Annotated in this window: 12 protein-coding genes and 1 pseudogene; 12 read left to right on the top strand and 1 reads right to left on the bottom strand. The window is 35.9% G+C overall.

Annotated elements, in window-relative coordinates; translation table 11 throughout:
* Positions 1-159: 159 nt before the first annotated feature.
* Together ACEWK1_RS19195 and ACEWK1_RS19190 are read left to right on the top strand one after the other, a co-directional pair.
* Entirely contained in the window at positions 160-1,077 is a 918-nt protein-coding gene (locus ACEWK1_RS19195) for an AEC family transporter (RefSeq protein ID WP_121662337.1), read from the top strand.
* An 86-nt stretch (positions 1,078-1,163) separates the two neighbouring features.
* Positions 1,164-2,300: a M20 family metallopeptidase gene (locus ACEWK1_RS19190; RefSeq protein WP_121662336.1), complete on the top strand. Its 1,137-nt coding sequence runs from the start codon at positions 1,164-1,166 to the stop codon at positions 2,298-2,300.
* Positions 2,301-2,538: 238 nt separating this feature from the next.
* Here the strand turns inward: ACEWK1_RS19190 and ACEWK1_RS19185 are convergent.
* Positions 2,539-2,794: pseudogene (locus ACEWK1_RS19185) on the bottom strand (transposase); the annotation flags it as partial.
* Between the two features lie 605 nt (positions 2,795-3,399).
* On the opposite strand from ACEWK1_RS19185, the gene ACEWK1_RS19180 reads away from it, so the two are divergent.
* From ACEWK1_RS19180 to ACEWK1_RS19135, 10 genes are all read left to right on the top strand, one after another.
* Positions 3,400-3,693, top strand: coding sequence for a WXG100 family type VII secretion target (locus ACEWK1_RS19180; protein WP_098794806.1), 294 nt, complete (start codon positions 3,400-3,402; stop codon positions 3,691-3,693).
* A 77-nt stretch (positions 3,694-3,770) separates the two neighbouring features.
* Entirely contained in the window at positions 3,771-4,010 is a 240-nt protein-coding gene (locus ACEWK1_RS19175; protein WP_212134075.1) for an EsaB/YukD family protein, read from the top strand.
* Positions 4,011-4,053: 43 nt separating this feature from the next.
* Positions 4,054-5,409 carry a type VII secretion protein EssB gene (gene essB, locus ACEWK1_RS19170; protein WP_212134073.1) on the top strand — a complete coding sequence of 452 codons (1,356 nt, stop codon included), beginning with the start codon at positions 4,054-4,056 and terminating at the stop codon, positions 5,407-5,409.
* A gap of 39 nt (positions 5,410-5,448) precedes the next feature.
* Complete coding sequence (essC, locus tag ACEWK1_RS19165; protein ID WP_212134071.1) at positions 5,449-9,921, top strand: type VII secretion protein EssC; 4,473 nt, start codon at positions 5,449-5,451, stop codon at positions 9,919-9,921.
* Positions 9,921-13,139, top strand: a complete 3,219-nt coding sequence (gene esaA / locus ACEWK1_RS19160) for a type VII secretion protein EsaA (RefSeq protein ID WP_121662331.1) — start codon at positions 9,921-9,923, stop codon at positions 13,137-13,139. The genes essC and esaA overlap by 1 nt, the downstream gene beginning before the upstream one ends.
* A gap of 13 nt (positions 13,140-13,152) precedes the next feature.
* Entirely contained in the window at positions 13,153-13,614 is a 462-nt protein-coding gene (gene essA / locus ACEWK1_RS19155) for a type VII secretion protein EssA (protein WP_212134069.1), read from the top strand.
* Positions 13,615-13,639: 25 nt separating this feature from the next.
* Positions 13,640-13,978, top strand: a complete 339-nt coding sequence (locus ACEWK1_RS19150; RefSeq protein ID WP_212134067.1) for a YwqH-like family protein — start codon at positions 13,640-13,642, stop codon at positions 13,976-13,978.
* A 26-nt stretch (positions 13,979-14,004) separates the two neighbouring features.
* Entirely contained in the window at positions 14,005-14,265 is a 261-nt protein-coding gene (locus ACEWK1_RS19145) for a DUF5344 family protein (RefSeq protein ID WP_212134065.1), read from the top strand.
* Between the two features lie 29 nt (positions 14,266-14,294).
* The gene (locus ACEWK1_RS19140; RefSeq protein WP_212134064.1) at positions 14,295-16,382 is read left to right on the top strand and encodes a T7SS effector LXG polymorphic toxin; all 2,088 of its coding nucleotides are present in this window, start codon (positions 14,295-14,297) and stop codon (positions 16,380-16,382) included.
* Between the two features lie 12 nt (positions 16,383-16,394).
* Positions 16,395-16,652, top strand: a complete 258-nt coding sequence (locus ACEWK1_RS19135; protein ID WP_121662326.1) for a hypothetical protein — start codon at positions 16,395-16,397, stop codon at positions 16,650-16,652.
* The last annotated feature ends 273 nt before the right edge of the window (positions 16,653-16,925 follow it).

Raw genomic sequence — 16,925 nt, 5'->3', positions numbered from 1 at the left:
GTAGTCCTACTTAATTTATCATAAAATTATGAATAATGAAATAGAATGGTAGGATTGAGTTGATTAGATTGATAATGTGCTAGATGTCAGGTAAAATGAGCAATATTGTATACAGTAGTCAACTAAAGGAATTTAATACATGTAAGGAGTCTTGTCATTTTGGGTAGTTTTAATTTGCAGTTTTTGTATTGCGTCGTCATTATTGCCTTAGGTTATTTTTTGAAAACACGGGGCATTATTAAGGAAAAAGACGGTGAGGGATTATCAAGAATTATTTTTAATATCACTCTACCAACTTTAATCATCGTGACTTTTCATGATATTAAAATAGAAACATCGTTGTTTTTACTAATCTTAATAGGCTTTCTCTACGGGATCTGCATCGGTTTTTTTGCCCTTTTTTTATTTAGGAAAAAACAAAGAAACATAAAGGGTATGCTTGGGATGATGGTACCGGGCTTTAATATTGGTCTTTTTGCTTATCCATTAGTAGAAGTTATTTTTGGGAAAGAAGGACTTACCTATTTTGGGATGTTTGATGTTGGAAATGCATTTATTGTTTTTGGCTTAAGCTATTTAATTGGGAGTTTTTATTCAAAAGAAGATGTAAAGCTGGATCCTAAAACAGTGATTATTAAGTTATCAAAATCGATCCCTCTTATGACCTATATTATCGTAGTGATCGTTAATTTAATTGGGTTACAAATTCCTTCAACCATATTAAATGTTGCTGATATTATTTCTGCAGCAAATATGCCTTTATCTTTATTATTGCTAGGAATTTATCTGAATTTTACATTTGATAAAAGCTATATAAAACTAATGGTGCAATTTCTAGGGGTAAGATATGGGATTGGTTTATTAATAGGGATTTCTTGTTATTTTCTGCTCCCATTTGATGATATGTTTAAATATACTTTATTAATGGGGTTCTTGTTACCAACATCTGTTTCAGTGTTACCTTATTCTGTCGAATTTGAGTATGATCAAAAATTTGTAGGAACTTTATCTAATATAACGATCATCTTAAGCTTTGTCCTGCTTTGGATTTTAGCAAATCTTCTCATATCATCCTAGGAAACACTACTTACCTTTCTGCCTTTATTCTGGTAAAATCTTTTTAACTGGATATTAACAGGTAGAGGAAAGAAGGAAACGGCTCCATGGAATCATTTATATATCAGCAACAAAATGAAATGCTGACTTTTATTGAAAAACTAGTAAACATAGATAGCGGCTCACATGATAAAGAAGGTGTCGACCAAATTGGACACATACTACAGGATAACTACACCGCACTAGGTTTTCATGTTAAAGTTATTCCACAAGAAAGTTACGGAAATCATTTGGTTATTCAGCATAAAGAAGCAAAAAATCCTAACATCGTTATTATAGCTCATATGGATACAGTTTTTCCGAAAGGAACTGCATTAGAAAGACCTTTTAAAATTGAAGGCAATCGAGCATATGGACCGGGTGTTATTGATATGAAATCTAGTCAAGCGGCTGTTTTATACGCTATAAAAGCATTACTAAACGAAGGACATGAAGGCTATAAAAAGATTAAAATTATCCTTAATAGCGATGAAGAAATTGGTTCACCAACATCACGATCTCTCATTGAAAGTGAAGCAAAAGGTATGAGATATGCTCTCGTCATGGAACCTGCGCGAAAGGATGGCTCATTGGTTACAGCGCGCAGAGGGAAAGGTAATTACACACTTATTGTTGAAGGAAAAGCGGCACATTCGGGGATTGAGCCTGAAAAAGGGCGAAGTGCAATTGAAGAGCTGGCACATAAAATTATTCAACTACATGAACTTTCAGATCATGAAAATGGCATTAGTGTTAATGTAGGTTTAATTGAAGGTGGCTCAAGTGCTAACACAATTTCTGATCATGCCGAAGCTCAAATTGATGTGCGAATGAAAGAAATGGAGCAGGTTGAAATCATTGAAGAACGACTTGAAGAAATTTGTTCAACTACTGAGGTGTCTGGAACGAAAATAGTTCTAGAAGGTGAAATGAATCGACCACCTATGGAGAAAAATAAAAAAACAAGAGCGTTGCTTCGAATCATTCAAGATGTTGGAGATGAAATCGGGATCGAAATAGAAGATACAGCAACAGGCGGTGGTTCTGACGCATCCTATACCTCTTCACTTGGGGTTGCAACGATAGACGGATTAGGCCCTGTTGGTGGAAATGCTCATAGTGATAAAGAATACTTGGAAATTCCGAGCTTAGTAGAAAGAACACTTCTGTTGGCAACGATTATTAAGAGACTTTCTCAAGATTAGGAATAAAAAGGCAAACTATTTTTATAGTTTGCATCAGGTTGTAGACAAAAAGGGTTTGGAATGGTCACATTCCGAACCCTTTTTGTCTTTGAGTTGGCTTTTTTATTAGAAAAGACACCCGTGATAGACTGTTTTTATGCTTAACTGGACCCTCCCATGTCCAGTTGGCTATGCTTTCGGAAAGAATCCTTCCTTGGTCGGTGGTACTTTCCTTGATTTCCTTCAATTCTTTCCTTTCGAATCCCAAGAACCAACGATATGCCATATTGGTCTGGGTTTCCTTGATTGACTGACTCATAGAGCGATATCAAAGATATATTGGATGAATGGGAGATTGATTAACAGCTGCATTAATGCTTGGGTGACCTACTTCCGAAAAGAGATCCTTAACTCGATCATAGATGAAAGAGAAGTCTATGGCAGCTTCCAGATTACGGTCCTACGGTAACCACCTCTAATTGATCTCGTGCGTTTGAACTCTTCTTTGATAACATCTCCATCACCTCATGCGCTATACAAGTCCATTTTATATTATGTTTTATTACTGCTGCACATAAAGTTTAAAGTTTCTGTTGATTGTAGTGGAAGGTGCGCAGACTCCTGCGGGAGCAGCTGGACAGGTGAGACCCCGCAGGAGCTAGAGACGAGGAGGCCCTCCGCCAGCCCCGCGGAAAGCGAAGCGCCTGGAACGGAAATCAACAGCCCCCTTTTCACCTCAAACCAAAATAAAGACTGTAGGCAAGCCCGATTTTATCGAGTTGTCTACAGTCTGAGGCAAACTATTTTTATAGTTTGCCTTTTTATATTTTTACAAGCTTAATCGTTAATTAACATATATATTCATACAACCTTCCAAAAATAGGAATGGTACTAAATACCTTTCTGTTTCGTTTTTATTTATAGGTATTTTAACCTTAGAGTGTATTTACAATGAGGAACATATTACCATTTAATGTTAAAAAATACAAAAATATCTATATTATGACTCAATAATATGGTATTGATATATAGTGAATTGGTTATCTATAGACGACATAGACATCCATTTCAAATCACTTATACATAAGTGAAATAAAATTCATTAAAAGGAGAGGTTACAATGTCAGGTACAATTCGCGTAACACCAGAAGAGCTAGAACAAGTCGCAGATCTCTATGGAAAAGAAGGAGTAGAGGTACATGAACAAATTGTTCGTCTTGACAAAATGATTGAGAGATTAGAAGGAATTTGGGAAGGGGAATCCTCCAAAGCATTCCAAGATCAATACATTATGTTACGTCCATCATTTCAAGATATGGAAGAATTATTAGAGAGTATTAATCGTCAACTCAAAAGCACTGCTGGAGCAATTCGCGATGCAGATGCAGATATTGCTAGTCAAATCCGTAGATAAGACGAACGAGTTTATAGATAACATAACCATAGGGAGCGCTTATCTAATAGGCGCTCCCTCATTATGAGGTGGTATGTGTGTACGTAGAGGTTACTGTAGATTTATGCAATTATATCGATGAAAAATTAGATTTACGTTTATCGGATTACCATACTGTTAAAAAACTAGTTGATATTGCTTGGAAACAAAAGCAATTAGATATAAATATACGTGAAGGAACTTGGGTACGAGTTGTGAATAAAAATAACATCATTCCAGGTCATCATCGGTTGGTTGATGTTGGGATTATGACAGGAGATAGGATTGAAGTTTTATAGTTAAAGCAAATGAACCAAGCGTGGTAAAGGAGATTTTGAAGTCATGGCTGAAAATGAGCTTTCTTACATTGAAGAAAAACTAGAAGCAACGATAAAGAAAGAAAAAAATATCGTTACCTTTTCTTTTCAGAAAGAAAAAGTAAAACTAGATTCGCTAGAGGAGATATCCTTCCTTGAACAGATAGAAAAGCAGTTTAACAAGAAAGTAACCATGACGGATGATCAAGTAGTAATTGATTATCGTTTGCCCGATTCTTATTTAAGTATAAGCTCTTTCCTTAAGCTAGAAGAGAGAGATCGAACGGTAACTGCCTATCAGTTAGTAGGTAAAGTGAAGGAACATGATTTGCTTCGAACACATTTAGTTGTTTGTCCTGATAATTTAGTGTTTGACCAAGGTTTAACACCGTATTTTCTACACTATGGAGTTATGGAAAGTATCCCACCTTATGAAAAAAATGAAGAGGTCCAATTGTTAGAAACTAAGGCAACTGTAGCTGCTTTACTCGATAACGACTATTCCTTTGAGGAATACTTTCACTATTATAAGACATTAAATTTGTCTAAACTTGCGCAATTGATTCTTCAAGCAACTGATTATGATCATTTACTAAAAGTCATTCAATCCCATAGGAAGAAGTTAAAAGAAAAAGAATCTACACTGATCCGTATCAGTAAAAGGAAATGGAAGTGGAGTCGATCTGTATTTTGGACTGTTTGTGTTTGTTTTGTTCCAGTTCTTATTTATTTGATTTATTCTTTATTTTTTCTGCATCCTAGACAGTCCAATGTAATTGAAGCACAGGAGCATTATTTAAATAAACGTTATAGTCAAGTCGTGACCACATTAGAATCTTATGAAATTGACCAATTACCTAATGTTGCACAGTTTGAACTAGCGATATCATACATTGTGAATGAGTCATTAACGGAAGAACAAAAAGATTACGTAGAAAATACCGTAACACTGCAATCGGATCCACTTTATTACAAGTATTGGATTCATATAGGCAGAGGAGAGGCTGACAAGGCGTTAGATGCTGCTAGATTTCTAGAAGATCGCGATATTATCATTTACGGTTTAATAAAATATCGAGAACAAATAAAGGCAGATGAAGAAATAGAAAATGAAGAACGACAACAGAAAATCTCAGAAATAGAACAAGAATTGGATGCTTTTATGAAAGAGATTGAAGAAGAGAACAATCAACAAGACGAAGCAGACGTGCAGTCTAATGCAGAGACTGAACAAAATGCTGAAACATCGACTCAAAATAATGTACAAACGGATACAGCTCAAGAAAAGACGGAGGAATCGCAAACAGAACAGAGCAATGTCCAAAACGAGGTAACAGGGCAAGAGGAAAAAACAGAGAAGAAGACACCCGAGTCCAACTAAACAGGCTCAACCAACAACGAAGCAATAGAGGTGAATAGCTTGATTCGACTTTGGATATTTTATCAGAACACCTATCAATCTATTTTAGTAGAGCAAGGAAGAAAAGAACCGATTACGATTGGTACTAGTCTTACTGATACGCTGACAATATCTAGTGTAAAAGAGGTAGAGGACACTATTTTAGTATTGGTAGAGGAAAATGCTGCTCGTATAAAGATAGATAATGAATTAGAGATTAATATTAATCTTAATCAAGAACAACAGGTTTCCCTAGGGGACCATTCATTAAAAATGATGATAACGAAGGAATTTGCTTTTGAGAGAACATTTTATATTGGTCATAAAGATGAGTGTCTGTTTACGATTGCTCCACAAACTGGTGATTTAGTGAAGGGGATAAATTCCCTTTCTGATAATGAAGAATTTACCCTATATAAACAACATACTGAGTGGAAGATAAAAGGATTGAAAACTAGATTATATGTGAATGGTCATCAGCAAAAGGAACGCTCTGTTATTAAAAAGGGAGATACTATTCTTTGGGATTTCATGCAAATTACTTTAATCGCTGAGGATACGATACAGGTAAAGTACCTTGAGAAATTCGAGTGTAGCTTGCCTATCATAGAAATGCCTCAATCAGAAATGCAAAAGCGTTATCCTATTTATCGACGGACACCTCGAATGATTTATGATCTTCCTGTTGATAAAGTGCAGTTGGCTTTCCCCTCACAGGAAGTAGAAGACAGCCGTCGTGGCTTGTGGCTTATTATCCTTCCTCCGTTAACAATGCTCATTGCGATGACATTCATAACAATTTTTGTTCCAAGAGGAATTTTTATCGTTGTTTCGATTGTCATGTTCCTAACAACTTTACTAACGTCAACCGCACAATATATTAAAGATAGAAAACGCCATAAACAAAATGAACAGCGTCGTAGAAGAATTTACAAGCAATACCTTGTAACAAAGCGGGAAGAGTTAGAGCAATTAGCCCTAAAGCAGCAGAAGGTTTTAGAATTTCACTTTCCCAGCTTTGAACGAATGAAATATCTTACTTCTCATATTTCTGACCGAATTTGGGAGAGAACAATTGAGAGTGATGATTTTTTACAATTTCGACTTGGTAGAGGGACAGTTCCTGCGAGTTTTAGCATGACTAATAATAATACAGATATGTCAAAGCGTGAAATGGATGATTTATTAGAAGAGTCACAAAAGTTAGAGAGTACCTATCGTTCCTTAAAGAATCTTCCGATTACAGTCAATCTTTCAGAAGGAGCAATCGGGTTAATTGGTAAAAGGTCTGTACTCAAAAAAGAGCTACATCAACTAATTGGACAATTGGCTTTTCAGCATAGCTACCATGATGTTCGTTTTATTTTCATCTTTAATGAAGATGAGTATGGTGAATGGGAATGGATGAAATGGCTTCCACACTTTCAATTTCCGCAATCATTTGCAAAAGGGTTTATTTATAACGAAAGAACTAGGGATCAACTACTCACCTTTATTTACGAAATGATTAGAGAACGTGACCTTGCAGAAGATAAGGAAAAGTTGAAATTTTTGCCTCATTTAATCTTTTTTATTACAGACCAGCAATTAATTTCTGAGCATGTGATTATGCAATATTTAGAGGGAGAGTATAGTCACTTAGGAATTTCAGTAGTATTCGTTGCCGAGGTAAAGGAAAGCTTCTCGGACAATATTCATACACTTGTCCGTTATATCAATGACGAAGAAGGCGATATATTAATTCAGCAGAAAAAAGCAGTGCAGATTAGTTTTCGCTTAGATGAACATACACAAAAAAATAATGAAGCTTTTGCAAGAATGCTACGAACTCTCGATCACCAGGTTGGGATGACTAACTCAATACCTGATTCTGTGTCATTTTTGGAAATGCTTCAGGTGAAGGATATAGAGGATCTTCCAATCTCACAAAACTGGTTGACGATGGAGTCTGCAAAATCATTGGCTGTTCCCGTTGGTTTAAAAGGGAAAAATGACCTTGTTGATTTAAACTTGCACGAAAAGGCTCACGGTCCTCATGGTTTGCTTGCAGGAACAACTGGATCAGGGAAAAGTGAATTTTTGCAAACCTACATATTATCACTAGCCGTACATTTTCATCCGCATGAGGTGTCATTTCTGTTAATTGACTATAAAGGAGGAGGAATGGCTCAACCATTTAAAGGGATTCCTCATTTGTTAGGGACAATTACGAATATCGAGGGAAGTAAAAACTTTAGCATGCGCGCACTTGCCTCGATAAAAAGTGAATTAAAACGCAGACAGCGTTTATTTGATGAATATCAGGTTACACATATAAATCAATACACACGAATGTACAAAGAAGGGAAGACAACTGATCCGCTTCCCCATCTATTTATCATTTCAGATGAGTTTGCTGAATTGAAAAGTGAGGAACCTGAGTTTATCCAGGAGCTAGTCAGTGCAGCTCGTATTGGAAGAAGTCTCGGTGTTCACCTTATCTTAGCAACGCAAAAACCAGGTGGGGTGATCAATGATCAGATTTTAAGTAATGCTAGATTTAGAGTAGCGCTAAAAGTTCAAAATGTTGAGGACAGTCGAGAGATTCTGAAAAATGGAGATGCAGCTGGTATAACCATAACTGGTAGAGGGTACTTGCAGGTTGGGAACAACGAGGTATATGAACTTTTTCAATCAGCATGGAGTGGAGCACCTTATCAAGAAGATACAACGATAAGTGAGGACGAGGTGGCGATAGTAACTGACCTTGGACTTATCCCATTATCTGATCTTGCAACTGAACAGAATGTAATAAATACAGTGAAGACAGAAATTGAACTAATTGTGGATAAAATCGAGAGCACGCAAAAGAAGCTTGGAATTAAGAAGCTAAGAAGTCCATGGTTAGAGCCTTTAGCAAATCGTTTATATAAGTATTCAAATCATCATGCTAAGGAAAAATCACCACGTGTATTAGTGGCTATGACGGATGAACCAGATAAGCAAATTCAATCACCTTATTATTATGAATTAATTGAGGATGGAAACATCGGATTAATTGGTTCTTCCGGTTATGGAAAAACGCAAACACTAATAACACTTTTAATGGGAATGGCTCACGAATACTCTCCAGAGGAAATACACTATTTCCTTTTAGATTTTGGAAATGGAGGCTTGCTGCCGTTAAAACAATTACCGCATACAGCAGAATATTTCATCATGGATGAAGATCGAAAATTAGAAAAATTGGTTGGTAGATTACGCGAGGAAATGGCTAATCGAAAGGTGCTGTTTCAGGAATTAGAGGTCAGCTCGATAAAAATGTACAACCATTTGTCGGAAAACAAGCTTCCACTATTATTTATCACAATTGATAATTTTGATGTTGTAAAAGAAGAAATGCTTGATTTTGAAACAACGGTGCAACAGATTGCTAGAGACGGACAATCGTTAGGAATTTATATCATTTTATCTGCAACAAGACTAAATTCAATTAGACAATCATTATTAAATACATTAAGAACGAAAATTGTTCACTATTTAATTGATCATAACGAAGCATTTTCGATAGTTGGGCGGGTACCGTTCATTCCTGAACCAATCCCTGGACGGGTCCTTATTAAAAAGGATGAAACTTATCTTTCACAAGTTTATTTGTCCAATGAAGGAAAGGATGATTATGAGCAATTGCGACTATTGAAAGAAGAGGTACAGCATTTACAAGACAAATACAGTGACTTGGATGAACCTGTTGGAATTCCAATGCTACCAACAGAATTAAATTACAAACAGTTTGTAACTTATTTGAAAAAATCACAAACAGGTGTGACTCCAATCGGCTTAAACGAAGAGACTGTTCAACCTGTATGTGTTGATTTTAAGCAGCATAAGCATTGTGTTATTGTTGGGCAATCTCAAAAAGGAAAAACAAATATAATAAAGGTACTGCTCCATAACACTATAGATCAAGGTGTCCAACAATTAGCTATATTTGATTCAATTGACCAAGGTTTAATTGATTACAGAGATAAGGAGCAAGTTGTCTATCTAACTACTAATGATTCTATTAAAGTCTGGTTAGATTCGCTCGATGATATCTTACATAAAAGAGCCAGAGAGCAACAGCTTATGCTGGAGCAAGGTATTAACACTGTTCAGTATGAGTCAATTTATCTGTTTATTGATGGTTATGCAAGATTTTTACAAACCATTGATAAAAAGACACAGGATCAACTCGTTCGGTATATGACAAGCTTTGGACACTTAGGCTTCCATATTGTTGTTGCTGGTTCTAATAACGATTTATCTCGAGGATTTGAACCATTAACAGCTGAAGTGAAGCAGATCCAACAAGGTATTGTTTTAATGAAAAAAACAGACCAAACCTTATTTAACCTCCCTTATGTACGAAAGGAAACAGAAATTCAACCAGGCTTTGGGTATTATGTTTCAAATGGAAAGGATACGAAGATTCAAATTCCTCTTATGTTAACTGAAAGGAAGGTGCATACGTAATGAAGAGTGGCTTATGGAAGCTAATTATTATAACGATTTTCATTATTGTGTCTCCATTTGTCTTTTTTCAGGCAATTGGGAAAGAACCTTTTAAGATCAAAGAAAATGCCACGCAGGTTATCGCTATCGTCAACGAGGACATTGGAATGGAAGAAGATGGCGAGAAATTGGAGTTAGGCAGTAAGATTACAAATATTCTTGAAAATGATTCTAATTATAAGTGGAATGTGGTAAGTCGGAGCTCGGCTGAAAATGGCCTACGCAATTTAAAGTATGATGCCGTGGTTTACATTCCATCGGATTTTTCACAAACTGCCATGACTTATGATGAGAACAATCCAAGCAAGGTAAACTTTGATTATAAATTACAAACACAATTGAATGCAGTGAATCAGGAAAAAGCGTTATTAGAGATTGAACAAGCAAGTAAACGAGTGAATAAAAATTTGTCTTCGCTCTATTGGAACTTTATCGCGACCGACCTAAATTCTGTTCGTAAGGAGTTTGACCAAATTTTACAAAAAGAACGAGATTTCCAAGAAACGATGCACGCTTTTTACAAGCCAAGCTCTAAGAGTTTGGCGGAGCAACTAGATGGTCAACAATCTCTTCTTGTTGGATTACAAAGCTCGATTAAAGAGGTAAACCAAGAGTCAGATGGTCAAGAAGATATTCTAAATGGATTCACGCAGAATTTATCTAACTTTATTCAGGGTGTGGAGAAGTATAAAGCCTACCAAGAGGGACAACAGCAGCTATTAGCACAAATACAGACAGAATCAAAGATGAAAATTAATAAGATAACACAAATGCAGCAACCACGCCTACAAAAAACAGAACAACTATTTAACAAAAATCAGCTGCAACTTTTAAGGCAAATGACTGAAGTAGAGCAAGAAATGGAAAAGGGACAACAGCTGTTCCAAACCATGCAGGAGCAACAAAATAGCTTTACCAATAACCAAAAGCAATCACTACTAAACTATCACTCAAGTCTTCTAGATCACTATCAAAAGCAATTGATTAATACTGTTTCCTTAAATCATTTTCAAACGAAAATAATTGAATTGAAATGGAAATTAGCGGGATTAGAAGGAGATCCAATCATTCCAGATATTCCAGACACTCCACCACCTCCTACTTATGGGGGAGGAGGCGGAAATGATGAAGAACCGGAGAATCCTGGAGAAATTGGTGGGGAAGAAGAATCGGAGAATCCAGAAGTCAATGATGGGGCAGTAGATTCGAAAGGTCCCGAAGGCAATGTTGCGGCAGAAGGTACGCCGGAGTCAGGAGATAATGAAGATGCAGAAAAAGACTTGCCTGAGTCCGAAGACAATGCTGGGACAGGAAATCAGTCTGAGACCGAAAATGAAGGAGGGACTGTAGGTTCACTTGATTCTGAAAATGAGGTAGGTAATGAAGCTTCACCAGATACAGGAATGGATAATGAAAATGTTGAGTCACAATCTCCAACAGCAGGCGATGATGCTACAAACCAAAATGAAATTCTTGTAAGTCAGAAATCATTAGCAAATGTCTCTAGTCGAATAGATGAAGTGAAAAAATCCATTAAAATGGTGGAAAATGAAGATCAGGATCAACTATTAACAGAAATGGATGATTTAAGTAGTCAAATTAACAACCTTAATAAAAAGATTGCCGAAAAACCCGAAACTGATGCTTTGAAAAAAGAGGTAAAAAGTTTGGCTGCGGCAAACGATAAGTTATTGAGTCGCTTTCAGTTAATGACGGATAAATATAACGAATTATCTCGCTATAAAGACGATTTATTAGAGATAAATAAACAGCTAAGAATTCAAATTGCTCAGGTGACGGATGATATTTTGATCATAATTGATGAAATTAATAAAAAAGAACAAGAAATTTTGAGCTCATCTTTACTTTCAGATCGTAGAAAAGAAGTATTGACAGAAATGTTCTCTAATGAAATTGTTTCTGGAGATATTATTGACTTACTACATTATTATGCATACTTATCTCAATATGAGACGACCTTGACTGGTAATACTCTGGATAAAGATATTAAAAAGGAAGTTCTTGAGAATGAAGAATTAGTAAGTGAGCTTGAAGAGATTCTTAAGGTACCAGACTCAAATACTGATATCTGGGAAAAGATGGAGCATCATTTACCTACTACAAAGGATGGGTTAGTAGCTTTAGAGGATGCATTCACAGTCTTTGCTGCTCAATATCATGGAGCGATTCAAGAAAATCACGAAGATTTAATGAACGATTTAAGCTCTATCGGTGATGAAGCAGAAGCAATTTTGGAGCAAATAAAGCGAGCAGAACAGGGAAGTATCTCCGAAGCACCTATATTAGCTACTAGTAAAACTAGTAGTGATCTTGTCTCCAATCAGGTGCAAATGGCTGGGAAAATGCAATCTATTTATCAATGGATAAACTCTGCTAAAAATAGTCAGGATATTATCGTTGACTATACAAATGATCTGCAACAACAAGTCAATAAAGTGCAAGCAAATGCAGATCTTTTAAATGATAAATGGAATGCAAATGTCGTTTCAACTGAGCTTATCCGAGATGATGTGTTTAGCGTCTTAGGGAATGCTTTTGTGGATGGACAAAAGAATGGCCATGTGTATGAATTTTTAGCAAGTCCTCTTCAGTTAACAGCAGGTGAGACAGTGGAAAAGCAAGAAAAAATCGTTCCACCTGTAGTTGTGATGTTTATCGTTTTATTAGCAAGTTTAATGATTGGCTTTTTGATTCATTTCTTTCACTCTTTACCGCACTGGTTAAAAGCTGTACTGTTCTTATTATTAAACTTAACGGTCGGTTTTGTGATTAGTTTGTATGGAATGAATATATATGGGTTAGATGAGACAAAAGGAATGGAATGGACAATCTTTACCGTTATGTTAATGCTCGTTAGCTCGGGAATTATTTTGGTGTCCTTTACAATTCAACGTTTAGTTGGAGCGATAGCTGTAATGGGAATGATTGTATTCTATGTTGTTCCATTACTGGCTCTAACTACGCCAAACTTTACTTTTAATGACCCAATATCAAAAGTATATACATCTATCCAGTATGGTCGCGATTCCTTGTTTTTACCAGGAATAAGTATATTAGCGGTTATGTTCCTAATCCTTCTAGCAGTCCAAATTCTATTGGAACGTCGCAGCTTGAAGGCAATCCAAACGGAAACAGATGATTATAATGAAGCGATGTAAGGTGATAGCCTTTATGCTAATTATTTTCCTCTCGTTAGCCCTTGCTTCTCCTGTTAATGGGAGTACTAATATTGAAAGCATAGAGGAATTAAGTCCGAATGAATACGAACGAGAAACGGATAATAAAGACACAGACCTTATCGAGGGAGATGTTTTAACGAAAGAAAAGCATCAAATACCTGAAGAACAAAAGGTATTAACGTTTGAACGAAAAAAGATCTTTAACGTTGATGAAATAAATTCAGAGTTATTTAAGAAAGAAAATCAAAACACAAATACAATTATTCACCAAGCAAAGCAGCTAAAGCTATTCTCTGGACCACAGTCAATAAAGGTAGTGAAAACAGAAGAGGATTCTAAATCCTCTTTATCCTTATCTCTGTTAATTCTTGGTTTCATTATCCTTTGCCTAATCATGCTTACAATTGTGTTTGTTACATATGGTAAAGCAAATAATAGGATAGAAAACTCATAACTTTTGAATGGAGAGGAGCGATAGGATGGGGCTATACGCAGGAGCAATACGTGCCAGAATTCAAGAATTACAAGAACAAATTTCTAGACTCCAAACAGCCAATGCTGAAATTGGAGGGGAACAGCAATCTTTATTACAAGAAATCAAAATGATCAAGGAGCCTGAGTTAGCACCTAGTTGGAAAGGTGTACGATCAGATGAATATGATGATAAACGAGAACTTGCCTATAACAATATGCAATGGATTGGGAACGCCCAATATGACACCTATCAAAGCTCAATAAGTGAAAAAATTTCTTCCTTAAAGGCTGAAATAGCAAGTTTATACGCCTTATTGTGGTCACTAGAAAATGATGAAGAATAAATTATAGATAGTTAGGGTGACTTTTTATGGAAATTCAACTAATTCATTCAGATGTAATGGATAAGTTAGACGAGGTTCAAAAAGCAATCGAAAATGTAAAGCTTGAGGATGTACCTGTCTCTCTGCTAGGCGAAAACTATCTTACTTATACAATAGAATGGAAGGAAAGAGAACAAAATATTATTAGGTTAATAGATGATTATATGAAGGAATTAGAAAAAAATGTAGCAGATACTAAAATTAACGTAACGGCCATGAAAAATCAGGACGAAGCCATATCAAGATGAAAAGAGTTTAGAGAGATGAGGTGGACGAATTGAGGGTACTTGATTCACAATCTTTGGTCGATGCGATGGAAAAGAGATCGAATGATTACGAAAAACTACGATCACAGCTAGAATCCTTACAGAAAACGTTTCAAGCACTTGTCGAACTAGATTCATTTACCGGTAAAGGTGCTGAAGCGATTAAAGGGTTTTATAAAGCGCACACTGAGGTCATAGATGCCTGGTTTCAATTAATAGATTGTCAGATTGCGTTTTTTAATGGAGTTAACTATAAATTAATCAGTGATAAGCTAGGTGCAGAAACAGTTGTACATAACAGCTTTTTAGAAGATGATGTAAGTAAAAGTGAAAGACATGCGGAAGATATGGTCGATCAACATCGAAGTGAGTTAAATAGCATTTTCCAAAAAATAAATGATATACTTTCCTTACAAGTATTTTCCACCTCAGACTTTCAAGCATACATGGACGATTCACGAGTGAAAAGGCAAAAAACGATAGAAGCTGTTGAGAGAGTCGATCAAGAATTACTCAATGAGTATATGTATTCCATGTATGAACAGGACAATGCACAATCATTGTATCAGGCATTGAAAGATGCCACATCAACAGGAGTGAAAATTCAACCTATTTCCTTTGATGCAGAAGCTTTTCGTACTAGTGAAATCTATCAGCTTCAAGCAGGAGCGAAGTTTCATACGGATAACTACTTACGACTGAAAAATAAAGAGCTTGAGGAACAGGGAATTCAAACCAATACATTGTTTGCAGGAAATTTGAAAAATGCTGAGTTTAATGTGGCTGAATTCTCTGGTTATAATGATTTACTTCGTGCAATATATGGGTTTGATCCTGTAACGGGATCACAGCTGAGCAAAAATGAACGATTGAATTACACAATGCTACTATATATGAGGTATGGTTTATTAAAAGTTTCGCCCGAGAAAGTAGAAAAAAAGGAAAATGAAGAATTAAATTTTTTTGATAAATCTTTGAATAGTTTTAAAGAGATAGGTCAAGATGTCTGGTACGGTCTCGAAACTAGAGCCGATAAAATGTTTGATTCTCCATATGACTTTGCTAATTATCTTACACTGGGTGGTCTAGATGGAGTGAAAGTCACTTGGGAAGGGGCAAAACTTCGTTACAATAACTCTACAGACTCTTTCTATGACTTTTTAAACTATTTAACTTTTGGTTCTGCAGATATAATCAATGGTACATTCAATCCTGAGGATCTCCTTTCAAAGGAGCACTGGTTGAATAGTTTAAGCGTGATAACATTAGGTGTCGGAGGAGCATCTTCAATTTTGCTTAGAAATAGACCGAATATTAATGGTTCTATTGAAGGGAAGCGAAAGGGGAATGAAGATGGTGTAGAGGGTGCGGATAATCTTAAATTTAAAAATGCAGGAGAATATTTTGATTACATAAACCAAATTGGTAAGCGTTCAGATTTATCAATTGAACAGAAGCTTTCCAAGATACTAGCTGGCTACAATGCTTTAGAAGTAAAGGGTGATGTTACGGTTATCTCGGATGCCAAGTTTTTAAAGCCCGAAGGTTTTGGAGCAAATGGCAGGATGATTGTAGACTGGCCTAAAGATATGGGATTTAATAAGGATTTCATTCAATCCATAAGCAATAATAACCCTTTACCGATAAAATGGGATAGGATTGGAGGCAAGACTGGTGAAAATTTCACCACCTTACCTGAAAATGGTGTTCCCTATACTTATGATCAACGAGCAATTCCTTATTTAGAGAACCCATCTGCTAGACATGTGGGAACCTTTGATAATGATTCGTACTTTGATGCTATTGACGCCATTAAGGACGAAAATCTTGACGTGTTGAATAAAATAGTAGCTGCTAATGGAAAGAATCCTATTTCATCAGTTGATTTTGATGACTTTATGGCACACTACAAAGACTTTCAAAACAATGCAAAAAATATAGTTGGAAATGTTGATGCTACTTACGGTTTAAAGGGAACGGCGGCACCATGGTATAACAGTTCTACTGGTGAGCTTCTTATGAATGGTGGAGCAGAGCAAATTGTAACTCCACTCAACGCGGAAATGTTAGAGAAGATTGGAATAATAACCAAATACTAAGGAGGCTGTAATGTGACAAAGCAAGAGTTCCTAACGATATATGAATCGAGAAAATTTAATTTAGGTGAGTATATAGTAGTGATTGATAATATTACGGATGAACCACTTGTTATGGGGTGTGCATTTGACAATGGTGTTTGGAAAATTTATAAAACAAAGGAGAGAGGAGGACATTATGTAATTAAAGAGTTTTTACACGAGAATCAAGCATTTGATTATTTTTATGAATTACTCCTAAGTAGACATAACTATTTATCTGGGAATAGTTAATATACGAAACACTGTTAATTTTTAAAATGAAACCAATGTGGATGGAAGACCGCCTACAGCATGATGAAGCGCCTGACAGGTCTCATGCCTCAGGCAAGCTAATATAATGGTGATAATGCAACTTTGTATTTGTAATATTAAAAGCAAATGTAGATATTACATACGAAAAGAGTTCAAACATGGTTGCACTGGCCCCGTCAATTTCTACTCGCAAAGGTTTTTTATTAGTTTTATCAAGATTAACTTTACCCTATGTTATAATCTTAAACTTAG

The organism is Metabacillus sp. YM-086, assembly GCF_048059995.1.
GTDB classification, from domain to species: domain Bacteria; phylum Bacillota; class Bacilli; order Bacillales; family Bacillaceae; genus Metabacillus; species Metabacillus litoralis_B.
The sequence above is the reverse complement of the archived record's forward strand: the minus strand, read 5'-3'. Positions and strand labels throughout refer to the sequence as shown.

Bases quoted from the DNA above. Each gene is read 5' to 3' on its own strand.
- ACEWK1_RS19190 (WP_121662336.1), top strand. From the start codon at position 1,164: ATGGAATCATTTATATATCAGCAACAAAATGAAATGCTGACTTTTATT.
- ACEWK1_RS19180 (WP_098794806.1), top strand. From the start codon at position 3,400: ATGTCAGGTACAATTCGCGTAACACCAGAAGAGCTAGAACAAGTCGCA.
- essB (WP_212134073.1), top strand. From the start codon at position 4,054: ATGGCTGAAAATGAGCTTTCTTACATTGAAGAAAAACTAGAAGCAACG.
- esaA (WP_121662331.1), top strand. From the start codon at position 9,921: ATGAAGAGTGGCTTATGGAAGCTAATTATTATAACGATTTTCATTATT.
- essA (WP_212134069.1), top strand. From the start codon at position 13,153: ATGCTAATTATTTTCCTCTCGTTAGCCCTTGCTTCTCCTGTTAATGGG.
- ACEWK1_RS19150 (WP_212134067.1), top strand. From the start codon at position 13,640: ATGGGGCTATACGCAGGAGCAATACGTGCCAGAATTCAAGAATTACAA.
- ACEWK1_RS19145 (WP_212134065.1), top strand. From the start codon at position 14,005: ATGGAAATTCAACTAATTCATTCAGATGTAATGGATAAGTTAGACGAG.